General features: G+C 42.2%; 14 protein-coding genes. 9 read left to right on the top strand and 5 right to left on the bottom strand.

Annotated elements, in window-relative coordinates:
• Window positions 1-254 precede the first annotated feature (254 nt).
• From HC643_RS08855 to HC643_RS08840, 4 genes are all read left to right on the top strand, one after another.
• Window positions 255-1,424: an acyltransferase family protein gene (locus HC643_RS08855; RefSeq protein ID WP_038091512.1), complete on the top strand. Its 1,170-nt coding sequence runs from the start codon at window positions 255-257 to the stop codon at window positions 1,422-1,424.
• Between the two features lie 27 nt (window positions 1,425-1,451).
• On the top strand, window positions 1,452-2,123 hold the full coding sequence (locus HC643_RS08850) for an AIM24 family protein (RefSeq protein WP_038091510.1): 672 nt from the start codon (window positions 1,452-1,454) through the stop codon (window positions 2,121-2,123).
• Window positions 2,124-2,239: 116 nt separating this feature from the next.
• Entirely contained in the window at window positions 2,240-3,208 is a 969-nt protein-coding gene (locus HC643_RS08845) for an acetamidase/formamidase family protein (protein WP_038091508.1), read from the top strand.
• Between the two features lie 321 nt (window positions 3,209-3,529).
• Window positions 3,530-3,901, top strand: a complete 372-nt coding sequence (locus HC643_RS08840; protein WP_038091506.1) for a sulfite exporter TauE/SafE family protein — start codon at window positions 3,530-3,532, stop codon at window positions 3,899-3,901.
• A 1,000-nt stretch (window positions 3,902-4,901) separates the two neighbouring features.
• Here HC643_RS08840 and HC643_RS08835 read toward each other — a convergent pair.
• Both HC643_RS08835 and HC643_RS08830 read right to left on the bottom strand, forming a co-directional pair.
• Complete coding sequence (locus tag HC643_RS08835; RefSeq protein ID WP_038091504.1) at window positions 4,902-5,927, bottom strand: ABC transporter permease; 1,026 nt, start codon at window positions 5,925-5,927, stop codon at window positions 4,902-4,904.
• Window positions 5,928-6,005: 78 nt separating this feature from the next.
• Window positions 6,006-7,655, bottom strand: a complete 1,650-nt coding sequence (locus HC643_RS08830; protein WP_038091501.1) for an ABC transporter substrate-binding protein — start codon at window positions 7,653-7,655, stop codon at window positions 6,006-6,008.
• Between the two features lie 366 nt (window positions 7,656-8,021).
• On the opposite strand from HC643_RS08830, the gene HC643_RS42030 reads away from it, so the two are divergent.
• The 5 genes from HC643_RS42030 (at window position 8,022) to HC643_RS08810 (ending at window position 12,338) form a co-directional block, all read left to right on the top strand.
• Entirely contained in the window at window positions 8,022-8,153 is a 132-nt protein-coding gene (locus HC643_RS42030; RefSeq protein ID WP_272899726.1) for a hypothetical protein, read from the top strand.
• Between the two features lie 326 nt (window positions 8,154-8,479).
• Window positions 8,480-8,812, top strand: a complete 333-nt coding sequence (locus tag HC643_RS08825) for a hypothetical protein (protein ID WP_038091606.1) — start codon at window positions 8,480-8,482, stop codon at window positions 8,810-8,812.
• A gap of 340 nt (window positions 8,813-9,152) precedes the next feature.
• Window positions 9,153-10,679 (top strand): photosystem II chlorophyll-binding protein CP47, encoded by a 1,527-nt coding sequence (gene psbB / locus HC643_RS08820; protein WP_038091499.1) that lies wholly within the window; start codon window positions 9,153-9,155, stop codon window positions 10,677-10,679.
• Between the two features lie 168 nt (window positions 10,680-10,847).
• Window positions 10,848-10,955 (top strand): photosystem II reaction center protein T, encoded by a 108-nt coding sequence (locus HC643_RS08815; RefSeq protein ID WP_050046255.1) that lies wholly within the window; start codon window positions 10,848-10,850, stop codon window positions 10,953-10,955.
• 381 nt (window positions 10,956-11,336) lie between these two features.
• Window positions 11,337-12,338: a 30S ribosomal protein S1 gene (locus tag HC643_RS08810; RefSeq protein WP_038091497.1), complete on the top strand. Its 1,002-nt coding sequence runs from the start codon at window positions 11,337-11,339 to the stop codon at window positions 12,336-12,338.
• 79 nt (window positions 12,339-12,417) lie between these two features.
• Here the strand turns inward: HC643_RS08810 and HC643_RS08805 are convergent, their stop codons facing one another.
• The 3 genes from HC643_RS08805 to HC643_RS08795 form a co-directional block, all read right to left on the bottom strand.
• On the bottom strand, window positions 12,418-13,749 hold the full coding sequence (locus tag HC643_RS08805) for a (Fe-S)-binding protein (RefSeq protein ID WP_038091603.1): 1,332 nt from the start codon (window positions 13,747-13,749) through the stop codon (window positions 12,418-12,420).
• Window positions 13,750-13,913: 164 nt separating this feature from the next.
• Complete coding sequence (locus tag HC643_RS08800) at window positions 13,914-15,158, bottom strand: FAD-binding oxidoreductase (protein ID WP_038091495.1); 1,245 nt, start codon at window positions 15,156-15,158, stop codon at window positions 13,914-13,916.
• A 57-nt stretch (window positions 15,159-15,215) separates the two neighbouring features.
• Complete coding sequence (locus tag HC643_RS08795) at window positions 15,216-16,565, bottom strand: NAD(P)/FAD-dependent oxidoreductase (protein WP_038091493.1); 1,350 nt, start codon at window positions 16,563-16,565, stop codon at window positions 15,216-15,218.
• Window positions 16,566-16,801: the final 236 nt, after the last annotated feature.

The raw sequence follows: 16,801 nt of genomic DNA, 5'->3' as shown, positions 1-16,801 counted from the left end.
AGTATTTGTAACTCCTGCACGGGCTGCTACATGAGTCAGTGAATATCATAATAACCTAAAAACAGTTAAACTACAAGCCTGAAAAGTACTGTATAAAATATCGGTTTAAGAAAACTTTATTGTTTTTTTTGATTTCTTTATGTAATTTTTTTAAAAAGTTTTCTAATGTACTTAAGTAAGTAATCTATCAACTGACTGCTAATTTCATAGAAAGTCAGATATTAAGAAAATTCTAATATTTTTTGGAGTTTTAAATGCAGGTATCGTTATCGGGTAAAGAGACCGAACAAAGGTTACATCTTCATTACTTAGACGGCTTGCGCGGACTAGCTGCCTTGTACGTCATGTTGCTTCACATACATAGATATATGGGACAAGACCTTCCAGTCTTGTTACTAGCATTGGGAAAAGTTTTGCGATATGGACATTTTGCTGTCGTAGTTTTCATTGTTCTTTCAGGCTACGTTTTAATGCTACCAGTAGTCCGTTCGCATAGTGGTTACTTGTCAGGAGGTTTGCTGAAATATCTTCAGAAGCGATCGCGAAGAATTTTACCACCTTACTATGTAACCCTTGCATTTAGCTTGCTGTTGGGAATTTTAATAGTACAGTTAGATAAGTTTTCGATTTTTCCATGGCATGAATCTGTTACTTATGGAGAGTTTCATCCCAACTTTTCTTTTAATGATGTATTGACTCATCTCCTACTCATTCATAATTTCAGTCGAAGTACACTTGGTTCTATTAATGCACCCATGTGGAGCGTTGCTGTTGAGTGGCAGATATATTTTTTATTTCCTCTATTATTGGTACCTATTTGGAGGCGTTTCAATTTATTCTCAGTCATTGCTTTTGCTTACTTCATTGGCTTAGTCCCATTCTATCTTGTGAAAGGATTTGATGCAGCGCACTCTTGGTTTTTAGGCTTATTTGCTCTAGGAATGGTAGCTGTAGATATTGGATTTTCTCAGAAACCTCAGTTAATTAAAATAAGAAAATCTTTACCTTGGAATTGGTTGGCAATAATATTTACTATTTTTGCCTTCATAACAGAGTGGCAAAAACTGGGATTGGATGAATGGATTGGCGATAGCTTCTGTGCGTTAGCAACTGCTTGTTTGCTGATTTACTGCACTCATTGCATTACGTTAGGAAACAAGAAGCGACCCATCGTTTTACGACTTCTTGAAACTCGCTGGCTAGTTGTACTCGGAGGTTTTTCCTACAGTCTCTACCTCACTCATGGAGTCACAGTCACAATAGTAGGCAATATTTTGCTGAATCTTCAATTATCCCCAGTTAGCTTTTTCACTATATTTTATTTAGTAGCTGTACCACTATCAGTACTAATAGCGTACTGTTTCTATTTAGCATTTGAGCGACCGTTCATGTCTAATTTTTTGAAGAAAAATGTTAGTACTTAGTAGTTAGTATCTCCGAACGGGAAAACAATGGCAACTTTTGAAGTTATAGAGAAGGAAGGCTTGCGGCTAGTCAAGGCTATTTTACAAAACGAAACAGTTCGGACGGAATCTGGCGCTTTGTACTATATGCGGGGTCAGATTACCATGCAGTCTAAAACACCTTCAGCAGGTGGTTTTCTGAAATCTTTAGCAACGGGCGAAAATATTTTTCGCCCTACTTATACAGGAACTGGAGAGTTATATTTGGAGCCTTCTTTATCTGGATTCCATATTATGCAATTGGACGGTACAGAGTGGATTTTGGATAGTGGAGCTTATTGGGCAAGTGATGGTAATGTAGAAGTCGGTGTTGAGCGCAATAAACTTCTATCTGGTTTGATTGGCGGTGAAGGCTTGTTTCAAACAAAAGTCAAAGGTAGGGGTCAAGTGGTTATGATGGCGCAAGGACCTGTAGAGGTGGTTCAATTGAAAAATGACCGTCTGGTGGTGGATGGTAATTTTGCGATCGCCCGCACAAATACGTTAAATTATCGTGTTGAGAAAGCGACCAGATCTCTTTTAGGTTCGATGACTTCTGGTGAGTTTTTGGTCAATACTTTTGAGGGAACGGGTACTATACTACTTGCTCCTGTACCTTACTGGCAAGTGAAATTGCTTCGTGAGATTACAGCAGCAATTCCTAAAACTTCAAGTTCATAATAAGCAAACCTAATTTAGTAACAAAAGGAATTAAAAATTAATATTTAATAACAACACTATATATTATTTCCAATTCAATTTTTAATTCCTTTGTTGAGTACAATACACGCACTACCATGGCTCACCACATTCTTCAAGCCACCAAGGAAACCGTACATTTAGGTGGATTCTCTCATCTTTTGCAACCAGTTCTAACAATTGATTCTGGTGATACGATTGACATAGAAACTTATTCTGGTTATTACGTTTGCGACAAAGCACCACCAGCATTTCTGACGCCAGCCTTCCTTGACATTTGTCAAAATCTTTCACAAGAACGCAAAATTGCAGCAGGACCTCATTTACTAACGGGACCAATATATGTACGAGATGCAGAACCTGGGGATGTGCTGGAAGTCAAGTTAGAAGCAATTACACCAAGTTTACCCGTAGGCTTTAATGCTATTCGTCCGGGTTGGGGGGCTTTACCACAACTCTTCCATCAATCTGCTTTAAGATTCATATCTCTTGACCTAGAGAACAAGATTGCAGAGTATCCTCTTGGTAGCGGTATTAAAATTCCCCTCAAACCCTTTTTTGGAATCCTCGGTGTCGCCACAACAGATTCATCTCGAAGTTCGGTTCCTCCTAGTTCCTATGGTGGTAACATCGATAATCGAGAACTCCAAACGGGTTCTAGATTGTTTTTACCCATTTTTGTTCCCGGTGCTTTATTTTCTATTGGGGATGGTCATTCAGCACAAGGTGATGGTGAAGTTAATGTTACGGCTATTGAAACTTCGATGAATGGGACTGTTCAATTAAACCTTTACAAAAATTTACAACTTACAACACCAATTGCTGAAACTCCCACAGATATTATTACGATGGGATTTGGTCCTACATTAGATGAAGCATTAGAACTGGCTTTAAAAAATATGATTCATTTCTTGCAATGCTTTGTAAATTTGACACCTGAAGATGCTTATGTCTTATGTAGTTTAGCTGTGAGTTTTCGGATTACTCAAGTAGTCAATCATCCACAAAAAGGTGTTCATGGAATGCTCCCTAAGTCAATTTTACCTAAAGATTTTTCGTTTCTTTAATCTGTTAGAGGATGTTTTAAAAGTAGTGGCTGAGGTATCCAAAACTTTAGATCCCCCCTAGCCCCCCTTAAAAAGGGGGGAAAATAGTCTTAAAGTCCCCTTTTTTAAGGTAAACCACTGCGTTAGGCGGGTTTTCCGCACTCTGGTGACTGGCATAACTTCGCATCGCGTAGCGCCTGCTGTCCACATTTCTAATGTGAGGAAATTTTAAGCGCAACCTCTACCAAAAACTCTAAAGTAAAAATTGGGTATTTTGATACTAAGGATGGATATAGTTGCAGTTATGATTAGAGTAATATAGGCAATCTACCAACCAGTTTTATGTCTAATATTGTCATTCAATTATTGGTCATTGGTTTTGCTGCTGGCGTTGCTGGTGGTATGTTTGGCATCGGTGGCGGTGCAATTATGGTGCCTGCAATGGTACTGTTGTTAGGTATGGATCAAAAATTTGCTACTGGTACTTCTATCGCTGCTCAAATATTACCAATTGGGATTTTAGCTGCATTGGTGTATTATCGGAATGGAAATTTAAATATCAAGTATTCAGTGCTTATAGCACTGGGTCTAATAATTGGGAATTTTTTTGGAGCTTTATTTGCCAATCAACCATATATCAGCAGTGAAACCATGAAGAAATTATATGGTATCTTTTTGTTGATCGTTGGTTTGCGCTATTTATTTGTACGCTAGCAATAATTTTCATTTGTATGCATTTGTAGGGTGAGAAAATTCACCCTATGGTTACAACAAAATGTATTTACATAGTTACCACTTTTAATAAAAATAAAATCTACTCATCTTTTTCATATTTTTCTATTATGTAAGACGCTGATTCCAACCAAGTGGGACGGTTTCGCTCTTTTGTGTTTTTTATGGTTAAAGTTGTATATACTTTTGGTACAACCAAGCCAATGAAAAGCAAAACGAATAATACACTAAAAGGCATTGCTAGTATCATAATTTATAGAGTGTGAAAGTAAACAGTCAGTTGTTATCAAAAACTCTTTCAAAGAATTACAGGTAGCGATGCAGATCCCATAAAGCTAGGCATAGCAGTTTTGTCTGAAAATATATTAAGTAAAAATAGATTATTTCTACTTATATAAGATAAATCTATCAAATTTTAGTCTGATATGCTTTTATATACACCTCGGCTAAAAAAGATTCCGGATGTAGGGAAGATTCATTTTAGCAAAAATTATTACAATTATCATAGAAAAGTTACTTAGTACGTGAAGGCGGAGGTATGCAGGCAGAGGAGCCACTGCGGTGGACGGGTTTCACAGGCTACAGCAAGTGGCGTGGCAGAAGGCGCAAACTCTTATGACTGAATCTTTTCTTTCAATTCTAATGGTCTAGTTATTTCCGCCATGATGTACTAGTTACAGAATTTTTTCTAAGTACAATCCTAGACCACTCTAGTATTGCATTTGTATAAAATAGCATTAATAAATACAATTAAGATAGGCACGACGTTGTCGTGCCTGCACTTCTCACACCTCACTCCATCCGGAGAAGGCTTTCCGTAACCACATAGAATCGCAATTGCTACAAGTAGAGCATCCTACCATACATTGGACGTTATTCACGCACAAATGTTTCTTTATATATAAAACTGGAAAAGGTTTATGGATGCACTGTCTTCCCGCCAGACCTACTACAAAACGGCAACGATCATAACCAGTTAGATTTAATACCTAATTCGCGGATCTACATAAGCATTCAATATGTCAATCACTATACTGGCAATGACGACAATTGCAGCAAAAAATACAAGAATCCCCTGTACTGTAGGATAATCTCGCAAGGCAATTGCTTCATATAGTTTCCCTGCCAATCCGGGCCAAGAAAATGTTACCTCAGTCAAAATAGCCCCACCTAACAGAGAAGCAAAGGTCAACCCCAAAACTGTAATCACGGGAATGAGTGCATTTTTTAAAGCATGGGAAACTAAAATTTTATTTTCAGGAATCCCTCTTGCCCTTGCAGCTTCTACGTAATCTGCTTGTAAGGTTTGCTTTAAATTCACGCGCACAATTCGCTCAAAAATACCGCTTAGCAAAACCCCCAAAGTAATACTGGGAAGGGCAAGATAATGTAAAGACGCAAAAAATTGACTGAGATTTCCAGTTAATAGACTATCGATAGTATACAAACCAGTGATAGGTGTTGGAGTGAGTAGAGCAGCAGGAAAACGAGTTCCAGAAGGAAACCATCCCAACTGGACTGCAAAAATCAATTGTAGAACCATACCAGCCCAGAACATGGGTAACGAGTAAGTGATAATACCAAACAATCTTCCTCCAGCGTCTAAAACTGTTCCGGGACGAGAAGCCGAAAGAGTGCCAACTCCAATTCCAACGACTAAGGCAACTGCCATGCTACAAACCGCTAATTCTACTGTTGCTGGGAAATGTTGCCGAATGACTTCCCATACAGATTGTCCGCCACTTGTCAGGGACGATCCCAAATCGAAACGCAACAATTGTCCCATATAGTTAAAGTACTGCAGCCATAGAGGAAGGTCTAAACCCAGTTGTTTGCGTAATTCCTCTTTAGCGCTTTCCGGAGCACGTCCACCAAGAATAGCATCTGCTACGTCTCCCGGAGTGGATCTCAGTAAAAGAAACACAACTGTCGTGACTGTCCACAGCATCAATGGAGCTAGGAGCAGACGGGCAATAATATAGTATTGTAAAGCTTTCGATCTAGACATGATGAGTTTGCTAATGGCTAATGGCTAATGGCTAATGGCTAATAGTACAATTAGCTATTAGCTACTAGCCATTAGCATTTATTTCTTAATTTTTTCGTAAACTAGAATTTGGTTGGGGTTGAGTTCTACGCCACTCACTCCTTTTCGGGCAAATGCATAGTCTTTGCTTTGCCATAATGGAACGTATGGAACATCAGTTGTTACCTGTGCTTGTATGTCTGCAAAGATTTTCTTGCGGGCTTCAGGGTTTTGCTCTTTACGTTGTTGTTCGATAAGTTTGTTGATCTTTTCGCTGTAGTAGAACGATCCCTGAGTCTGACTTCCCCCTTGTTTGCATCCCTCGGTATCCGATCCCTTAGGACATTCTAGAAAAGGTTGAATGTAATTGTCTGCATCCATAAAATCTGGATACCAGTCAAGTAATGCTGCTGGATAGAGCCCTTTGGATATAGATTTAAAGAAGGTTGCTCCTTCTACGGTGTTGATTTCAAATTGCAGCAATCCATCCATTTTTTCTTCAGCATAACCTTTCAAAATCTCTGCTGCTAAACTCCGAGTTGGGGAACTTGAAGGATACCAAAGGGCTACCCGTAAGGGATTTTGCGGGGAAAATCCGGCTGCTGTTATCAATTGTTTTGCTTTCTCTATATTACCGTCACCGTATTTATCTTTAAACAATGGTTGAGAAACATCGAATGTTGTCGGTACCATACTGTAAAGCGGCTCGGCTTGATTAAACAAAACTCGCTCGTTAATAACAGGGCGGTCAATGACCGATGCGATCGCTTGTCTGACTTCGGGTCGATCTAAGGGTTTTTGATTGCGATTTAACACCATGTAACTAACAACACTGCCTTGATTTTGGATAGATTGCCAATCTCCTTTTTTAGCACTATCATCTAAACTCCGAATTTGATCTGGTTCTAATGATAAATATGCGACATCTACTGCACCAGTCCGGAAGGAGTTAAATAAGTTAGCGGGACTTGTAAGAATTTGTAAATTAATGCCTTTATTAACTGGTTTTTCTCCCCAATATTTATCAAACACATCAAATCTTAGGGAATCTGTACCGTATTGCGCTAATTTGTAAGGACCAGTACTAACAAATATATTTGGCTTAAATTTTCCCGGACCAACTTCATAAGCTTTTGGTGAGAGAGGACACACTCCAGGAAATGCTAGCAGTGATGGAAAAGCTGCAAATGGTTTTTTCAGTTTTATAGTTAATTCATACTCACCTGTCGCTTTTACCGTGTCTACCACATCAGCAAGTAAAAATGAAGGCTTACCTCCATTTTTGATAAAGCGTTCTATACTAAACGCCATTGCTTGTGCGTTAAACGGTGTGTCGTCGTGAAATACGACTCCCTGACGCAGGGGAATTGTGTATGTCAATCCGTCTTGGCTGACTGTAGGTAATGCAGTGGCTAACTGCGGTGTAATTTTGGTGGTTCCTGGTTGGTAATAGTAGAGGCGATCGCTCATGTTATAGACTAATCCAAGGGATGCTAGTTCATAGGCATCAGCTGGATCGAGGGTACGTGGTTTTAGACTTGTACCGACAGTAATGCGACCATCTCCACTTGGGGTACTTCCGGAACCAGATGAAGTTGTTGTTTGCTGACCCCTAGCGCAACTGACAACTAAAAGCAAACATACACAAAACAGAGAAACAAATTTAGCTATTCGAGTCCACTGTCTTGCTGAGAAAGAAAACCAGGTCATAGCATTGGTCTTTTTGAACTTAGTGGTCAGACATTCTACTACATATTCAGCAAATTGCCCTAAAGAAAATAGGAGGCTGTTAGCTCTCCGACTGCTTGCAAAAGTTGGGGAGCAGGTTTGCACGAGCGAATTTAGCAGAAATAAAGATGGTTAGACCAAAGGGTAACGTTTGATGTTCCCAATGTAACTGCATCTTTGAGCAATATTGCAATCAGTTTACGAAATTACAGTATCAGTTAGTGGCTGTTGCGCTCGTATTAGAGTTAGTTATCAATGGGTTCATTAACTCAGTTATACACCTAACATACAAATTAGGCATACAGTTTGTACAATTTCAGCCAATATTTCAATACCATTAATGCAGAGATGAACAATTCGATCGGGACAGAAAATGATGATATCCACCCATATGTACGCGAGTTACAAGCAAATTTTTGGTGCGATCGCGAAGCTAATGGCACCCATCCGAATCGCTTGTCTTGTATTATCCATTCCTGAAAATTGTGCAATAAAAAAACATGAATTTTTTATAGAAAAATTATCTAAATATGTATGAAATTAACAAATCTTATCATAAAAGTTTGCTAACCTTGTCCCGTAGTCAATACAGTACTCATCCAAATATATTGGTCTGGTGCATTCCAAATACAGGGAAAATACCTAGTCTACGGAAAATATCCGCTACACTTAATCTCTACACATACTTCAAGGATTAGGTTGGTATGGTGCGATCGCAAATCTTAAGATTTGTACAGTACTGACTGGTGCTACCGAAATATTCAGCAACAAGCAAATTAGAGTCCAAGAGTGAGAGAGTAAAAATTGTGAAGTACTTCTTTTTATCTGAAGGTTGGACGGTTGGCAGAGTGTGGGCATCTGATGGACAGTGGCAGGTGTCGGCATGGCGTCGTCAGCCAGAGATTCACCGATTGAATATCAGTTTATTAGAACAAAACGAGGTCATGTGGCTTTATCAGGTAGAGGACACGGTTCTCATGGTAGAAGTTAAGCCAACAGCACAAGTACAAGTTGGAAAATCAGGTCAAGCTATTGGTCAAGTTGTGCTTAAGCGATTAATTAGTGCCGAACAAGTTATAGAACGCTTGGGAACAGCATCTGCTCGCTGTCAGCTACAAAGTCTTGAAGCTGTGGTTTAGGAGGGACTGGGGATTGGGGACAAGGGAGACACGGGAGATAAGGGAGAATGACTAATGCCCAATGCCCAACGCTCAACTCCCAATCTCCAATCCACAATCTCCAACCCCCAATACGCTTGCAAACAGCTCCATCAAAAGTTACACTTTTTTAAACATTCTCATTTTTCTCTTGGCAATTGTAGCCTTACGGAGTCATACTCCAAAAGTAGTGGTTACACAATTGTCAGGCACCGCACTGTCTGACTTATAAGACAAGGTGGTGAGTCAGTGTCCGCTTGGCGATAACAAAAACTGAAAACTTGACTTTGTAAACAAAAATCATCGAGGAGGAGCGTAGTCGATGGGACTACCCTGGTACCGAGTACACACAGTCGTTCTGAACGATCCAGGGCGACTGATTTCTGTACACCTGATGCATACAGCTTTGGTGGCAGGCTGGGCAGGTTCAATGGCATTGTACGAATTAGCCATTTACGATCCCAGCGATCCAGTTCTTAACCCCATGTGGCGTCAAGGCATGTTCGTGCTGCCCTTCATGGCACGCTTGGGTGTAGTTGGCTCTTGGGGCGGTTGGAACGTTATTGGCGCTCCTAGCTACGACCCTGGGTTCTGGTCATTTGAAGGCGTCGCTGCGGCTCACATCGTTCTTTCTGGTTTGCTATTCTTAGCAGCCGTTTGGCACTGGGTTTACTGGGATTTGGAATTATTCCAAGACCCGCGTACAGGTGAACCTGCTCTTGACTTGCCAAAAATGTTTGGCATTCACTTGTTCTTATCCGGTCTGCTTTGCTTTGGTTTTGGTGCTTTCCACCTGACCGGCTTATTTGGACCCGGAATGTGGGTTTCTGATGCTTACGGTTTGACGGGGCATGTCCAACCGGTAGCACCGGAATGGGGACCCGACGGGTTTAACCCATTTAACCCTGGGGGTGTAGTCGCTCACCATATTGCGGCTGGTATTGTCGGTGTTATTGCTGGTTTGTTCCACTTGACAGTTAGACCTCCTGAAAGGCTCTACAAAGCCCTGCGGATGGGTAACATTGAGACTGTACTTTCTAGCAGTATCGCTGCTGTATTCTTTGCAGCATTCGTCGTTGCTGGTACCATGTGGTACGGTAACGCTACAACCCCAATCGAATTGTTCGGTCCTACCCGCTATCAGTGGGATCAGGGCTACTTCAGACAAGAGATCGATCGCCGGGTACAAGCAGACCTAGCACAAGGTGCAGGCCTTTCTGAAGCTTGGGCGCAAATTCCTGAAAAACTGGCGTTTTACGATTATGTCGGTAATAGCCCAGCCAAAGGCGGTCTATTCCGTACAGGTCCAATGGTCAAGGGTGATGGTATTGCCCAGTCTTGGCAAGGTCACGCTGTATTCAAAGACGCAGAAGGTAGAGAGCTGACAGTACGTCGCCTCCCCAACTTCTTTGAAACCTTCCCTGTCATATTGACCGATCGAGATGGCATTGTTCGCGCCGACATTCCATTCCGTCGGGCAGAATCACAAAATAGCTTCGAGCAATCTGGCGTTACCGTTAGCTTCTACGGTGGTGATTTAGATGGACAAACATTTGATGACCCAGCAGAAGTGAAGAAATGGGCGCGTAAGGCTCAAGGTGGAGAAATTTTTGAATTCGACAGAGAAACCTTAAACTCTGACGGTGTCTTCCGTACTAGCCCCAGAGGTTGGTTTACATTTGGACACGCTGTCTTTGCTCTGTTGTTCTTCTTTGGTCATATTTGGCACGGTTCTCGGACAATTTACCGAGACGTATTCGCTGGTATCGACCCAGACATCGAAGAGCAAGTCGAATTTGGTGTCTTCGCTAAAGTGGGTGACTTGTCAACCCGTAAGAAGGAAGCTTAGGCAAGCAACGGTGAAGTGTGAAGTATGAAGTATGAAAAAGAACTTGGTTTTACAAGAAGTCAGGCAAACTCGTTTTTTCATCTTTCGTGCTTTCACCTTCATCTTTTTTACCAAGTCTTGTTACACTAGAACTAGTAATCGGTGGGTAAGTAGGCAGGAATTTGACTTATGGAAAGCGTTGCTTACATTCTAATTTTGACATTGGCTATAGGAACTCTCTTTTTTGCGATCGCTTTTCGCGAACCTCCTCGCATTGAAACCAAAGAGAAGAAGTAAACAGAAGTATAAAGTGTGAAGGATGAAGGATAGAGGCTCATAGCTCTACCCTTCATCCTTTTCACTTTTAACAGCCATTAGTCAAGATTCATACTTAAAATCTCTAAACCCTAATTTCTAAAACACGAGCGAACATTTGTTGGTAAAATAGGTAGTCGTAAAGATAGTAAAAATTAATTTCCTTATTTTCTCCGGAAGATTGACAGATATCAAAAAAATATCTGGTATAATGTTTGATCTGGAAGTGAATGTGTTCAGATCGGCTCTTTTGCGCTAATATGAACAGGGATGTAGGTGTGGAATGCCTGAAAGTGGGCGCTTGCATATACATCGCTAGGAGGCAAAACATTTACGGAGAAAAATAACTGGGAAACAATTAGCATGGTCAATCAGAAATTAACCGCTCCTGAAATTGGGTTTACGCATGACGATTTCGCTGCTCTACTAGACAAATATGATTATCACTTTAGCCCAGGTGATATAGTGCCTGGTACAGTATTCAGCATAGAGCCGCGCGGCGCTCTGATTGACATAGGTGCAAAAACGGCAGCATACATACCTATACAAGAAATGTCTATCAACCGGGTAGATAGCCCGGAAGAAGTATTACAGTCTAATGAAACGCGGGAATTTTTCATCCTCACTGATGAAAATGAAGACGGTCAATTAACACTTTCCATTCGCCGTATAGAGTATATGCGAGCGTGGGAACGAGTGCGGCAGTTACAAGCAGAAGATGCAACTGTCCGTTCTGGTGTGTTTGCTACCAATCGCGGAGGTGCGCTGGTTCGGATTGAGGGATTGCGCGGGTTCATCCCCGGATCTCACATCAGCACTCGCAAACCAAAAGAAGAGTTGGTAGGTGAAGAATTGCCGTTAAAGTTCTTAGAGGTAGATGAAGAACGCAATCGCCTTGTTCTCTCTCACCGTCGAGCGCTAGTTGAGCGTAAGATGAACCGTCTGGAAGTTGGTGAGGTGGTTATTGGTACTGTGCGCGGTATTAAACCTTACGGTGCATTTATTGATATTGGCGGTGTTAGCGGTCTACTGCATATCTCTGAAATCTCCCACGAACATATAGATACACCACACAGCGTGTTCAATGTTAATGATGAAGTAAAAGTCATGATCATTGACTTGGATGCAGAACGCGGTCGTATTTCACTATCTACCAAGCAGTTGGAACCAGAACCAGGTGACATGATCAAAAATCGTCAGTTGGTATATGATAAAGCAGAAGAAATGGCTGCCAAGTATAGGGAACAATTGTTGGCGAAACAACAAGGTCAAGCTGCAGCACCCGCCGTTGAAGATATTGCTGTTGTTGCTGAGGAAATACCATCAGCAATTGAAGAGGAAATACCAGCAGCAATTGAAGAGTAATCCGTTTGTCGTTGCGATCGCGATCGCAGCGTTAAAAAAAATTTTTTATGAAAGAGGGGTTAACCCTCTTTTTTTGCACTTAAAGCTTCACGCCCCGAATCGAATAATCCAACAACTCAATTGGGTGAGCGATCGCAATATCCTTACCTTGAGATTGCAACGCCTTACGAATTTGCAAAGTACAACCGGGATTTGCAGAAGCAATCAACTCCGCACCCGTGTCAAGCAAATTCTGTGCCTTTTGTCTACCCAATTCCTCAGCCACCTCTGGCTGCAACATATTATAAACACCCGCACTACCACAACAAATAGCAGCATCAAGCGGCTCGCGTAACTTCACCCCAGGAATTTGCCGTAACAACTGACGCGGTTGGACGCTAATCTTTTGACCGTGCAATAAATGACAAGCATCTTGATAAACTAAAGTCAGAGGTCGGTCTGTCAGAGGAGACAATTTTGCACTCAAACCAACACTCATCAAAAACTCCTGAACATCTCTCACCTTAGCCGCAAACTCTTTAGCTTTGTCGCGATACTCTAAGTCATCCTCCAAGATGTGACCGTACTCCTTCAAAGTATGACCGCACCCTGCAGCATTAATGATAATGAAATCTACACCAGTATCAGCAAAACTATCAATCATTTGCCTTGCTAAGGCTTTCGCCTGTTCCGTTTGTCCCTGATGTTCCGGAAGCGCCGCACAACACCCCTGACTTTTAGGAATAACCACCTCACAACCATTAGCCGTTAAAACTCGCACGGTCGCCTCATTCACCGGAGAGAAAAACAGCCTTTGCACGCACCCCAAAATCATTCCCACTCGGTAGCGTTTTGCACCTCGAGCAGGAATAATACTCGGCAAATGACTTTGAAACGATTTTAGAGTAATTTCCGGCAAAATTGACTCCATCGCAGCCAACCGAGGAGACACCCGTTTCAACAACCCAACATTCCGCACCAGTTTTTGCAAACCTAACTTCTGATAAACAAACAATGGAACCAGCAACACCCTTAAAACATTAGGATAAGGAAACAAAGAAAAAATCAGTTTCCTAAAAAATTGCTCCGACAAACTGCGAGGATAATTCCGTTCCACCTGGTGACGCGTCGCAGAAATTAACTTGTCATACTGCACCCCAGAAGGACAAGTCGTCACGCAAGCAAGACATCCCAAACAACTATCAAAATGCTGAGCCGTCGCTTCATTCAAAGGAATCTCACCCTCATTAATCCCATCCATCAAATAGATACGTCCTCGTGGAGAATCCATCTCCTTCCCAAGCACTCTATAACTGGGACAAGTCGAAAGACAAAACCCACAGTGAACACAAGTATCAATCAACTTTGGTTCGGGAGGATGGTTCCCATCAAACCCAACCTTCTTATCCAAAAAACCTTCCGAAACTTCCACGATCTTATGACCCTCCCCTCTCTTTCTTCGCGAACTTTGCGACACCAGGTGCTTTAACAGGGGGAACCCCCCTCCGGGTTCACTAGTCCCGGTGGTCGCGGGAAACCCGCCTCCAGGGCTGGATTCACCACGCCGCACTGGCTCGTCTTTGCAGTTCAAATTTCCTAAATCCCACCCACAAAACGACCGGGACTAAAAATATACCCAGAATCAAACTGTTCTTTAATTCGACGCATTAACGCCAAAGCATTACCACCATAACCCCACACATCCAAACTTTCCTTCACCCTCGCTGGTGCTACCAAAACAGTCACAAACCCGCCATTCCTTTGACACAGATTCCGCATCTCCAAAACCTTCTCAATCTTTTCACCCTCAAACCGCAATACCCCCAAACCACTTGCAACATGAATCCAACCCAACTCCGAGCGAGTCAAAACCTCAACAGATGAAGTCGGTAATACTCCTATTTTGCAGGTAATTGCAGGCGTATGAGAAACATCATGAATTTGTTCTCGCAATCTCAGCCATAAATCCGCTTCATCCGTCCCCGAATAAAGCATCCCCCGCAGACCCAGTTGCTTTCCAACTTCCAAAAGTTGATTGGACTGTTCTTTCACACTCTCAGCGATACTTTGAAAACGAACCATCAAGCCCAATCCTTGACCCAAACCCAACCCAGACACCAATTGAAGCGACAGTAAATCGGACTGAGTTGGTGTGAGCGCAGAACCCCGCAAAGTATCAGCGGCTTGAGATACAGCCGATGCATCCCCAACTAAGACGACCGTAGCTGATGCTTCCAAAAAAGGATACAAGCGAAACGTAACTTGAGCGATCGCACCTAAAGTACCAAACGAGCCAGCGAACAACTTCATCAAGTCGTACCCGGCAACATTTTTCACCACTCGTCCCCCAGCTTTAGCAATCTTACCATCAGAGCGAACAAAAGTTATACCCAGTATTTGATCCCGCACGCTGCCATAACGCTGTCTTAAAGAACCCGTATCAGCAGTAGCAACAATACCACCAATAGTTGCTGACTCTTGTGAAGTCGGGTCAATTGCCAGAAATTGTTTGGAGTTTGCCAAAATTTTTTGCAGGTGAGAAAATTTCATTCCTGCTTCCACTGTAACAGTCAAATCACCAACTGCGTGTTCGAGCAGTTGGTTTATCCGTTCGGTACTGATTACGACATCTATACCCTTAGCTAACCCACCCCAGTTGAGTTTGCTACCACTCCCGCAAAGTAAAATGCGCTGCTTCTTACTGTGTGCTTCTGCAATGACTGCTGCTAGTTCTTCAATTGTGTTGGGAGAAATGAGACAACCAGGAGGGCTAGAGGATGCGATCGCTTCCAAGATAGAATTTTGCCTCTCGACTGGTAGACTTTCCCAAAGTTTGTTCATTGTTACTAGTTAGTAGTTAGTGGTTAGTAGTTAAAAAGTACCACTAACCACCAACCACTAACCACTAACCAACTGTCTGTTATCCGCAGGTGCGTAGTACCCGCTCTCAGTAGCTTGCATGACTTCCTTCCCGGTAATCAATCTAGCTCCACGCTTGCGGGTGAAATAGTTCCAGCCCCACTGAATCATCACCAAGAGCTTGTTGTCAAACTCAATCAAGAAATAAATGTGAACAACCAGCCAGAATAACCACGCTATAAAACCTGTAAATTTGGCAAAACCTAAGTCTACAACCGCAGCATTTTGTCCGATCACCGCTAGGCTACCCATGTCAGTATAGGAAAACTGTGGCAGTGTCTTACCTTTCATGCGCTGTTGAATTAATTGAGCAACGTATTGTCCTTCCTGCATGGCGACAGGAGCAACACCAGGTAGGGGTTTGCCATTCTGATGGGCAAAATGTGCTAAGTCACCAACCACAAAAATATTGGAAAACCCTTTGAGACTCAAATCTGGCTCAACAATCACTCTTCCAGCGCGATCGCACTCAGATCCTGTCCGCTCTGCTAGCAACTTACCCAGAGGAGAAGCTTTGACACCAGCCGCCCACAACACTGTTTTGGCTGCAATCTGTTGGAACTCATCTCCTTGCTTTAGAGTAATCAGATCGCCTTCTATATTCGTCACCAGCGTTTTTGTCTGTACGCTCACACCTAACCGTGTAAGAGACGCTTCTGCTTCTTTGGATAATTCTGATGCAAAAGGAGGAAGAACGCGATCCATTCCTTCTAGAAGAAGAACTTGTGCTTCAGACGTATCGATATTGCGGAAATCCTCTTTCATCGTGTGGTAAGCCAGTTCTGCGATCGCACCTGCTAGTTCAACACCTGTAGGACCACCACCAACAATAACAAAAGTTAACCAAGCTCGGCGTTTTTCAGGGTCAGTTTCCTTTTCAGCCGCTTCAAACGCCATAAAAATCCGACGGCGCATTTCAATCGCATCTTCCACTGTTTTTAAACCAGGTGCAAATTCTTCCCATTGATCTTTCCCAAAGTAAGAGTGTTTTGCACCTGTAGCAAGGATCAGGGAATCGTAGTGTATTGCTTCTTCGCCCAAAGTCACTTCTTGTGCTTGAGGATCGATGTCGGTCACTTCTCCAAGCAGCACTTTTGTATTTTTGCTCTTACTGAGAATCGAACGTAGGGGTGAGGAGATATCAGCAGGGGAGACAGTACCAGTAGCCACTTGGTATAACAATGGTTGAAATAGGTGAAAATTGCGCTTATCAATTAAAGTAACTTTTACATCAGCACGTCCCAGTGCTTTTGCGGCATATAAACCCCCAAATCCTCCGCCTACTATAACTACATGATGGGGTGGCTGGCTATCAACGGTGTTCATCATAAGATTTACTTCCTAGGGTAATCCTTTGTAATCCTTCTTAACAAATTTTCAACATTGTTGTTAGAGTAGTTCTGCTTACCGCAAACATATTAAGAAATGTAAAAGTTTTTTACGATACAGTCAATTGGTAAACAGAATAATATTGGTCACAAAAATAACACCATTAGGCACTTATCCTGTGAGTGTACGAGCCAAACCCCAAGCCAATCTCTATAGTTACCACTACACTGCCTAAA

The organism is Tolypothrix bouteillei VB521301 (assembly GCF_000760695.4).
Lineage (GTDB): Bacteria > Cyanobacteriota > Cyanobacteriia > Cyanobacteriales > Nostocaceae > Scytonema > Scytonema bouteillei_A.
This window is presented reverse-complemented; position numbering and strand designations above follow the sequence as displayed.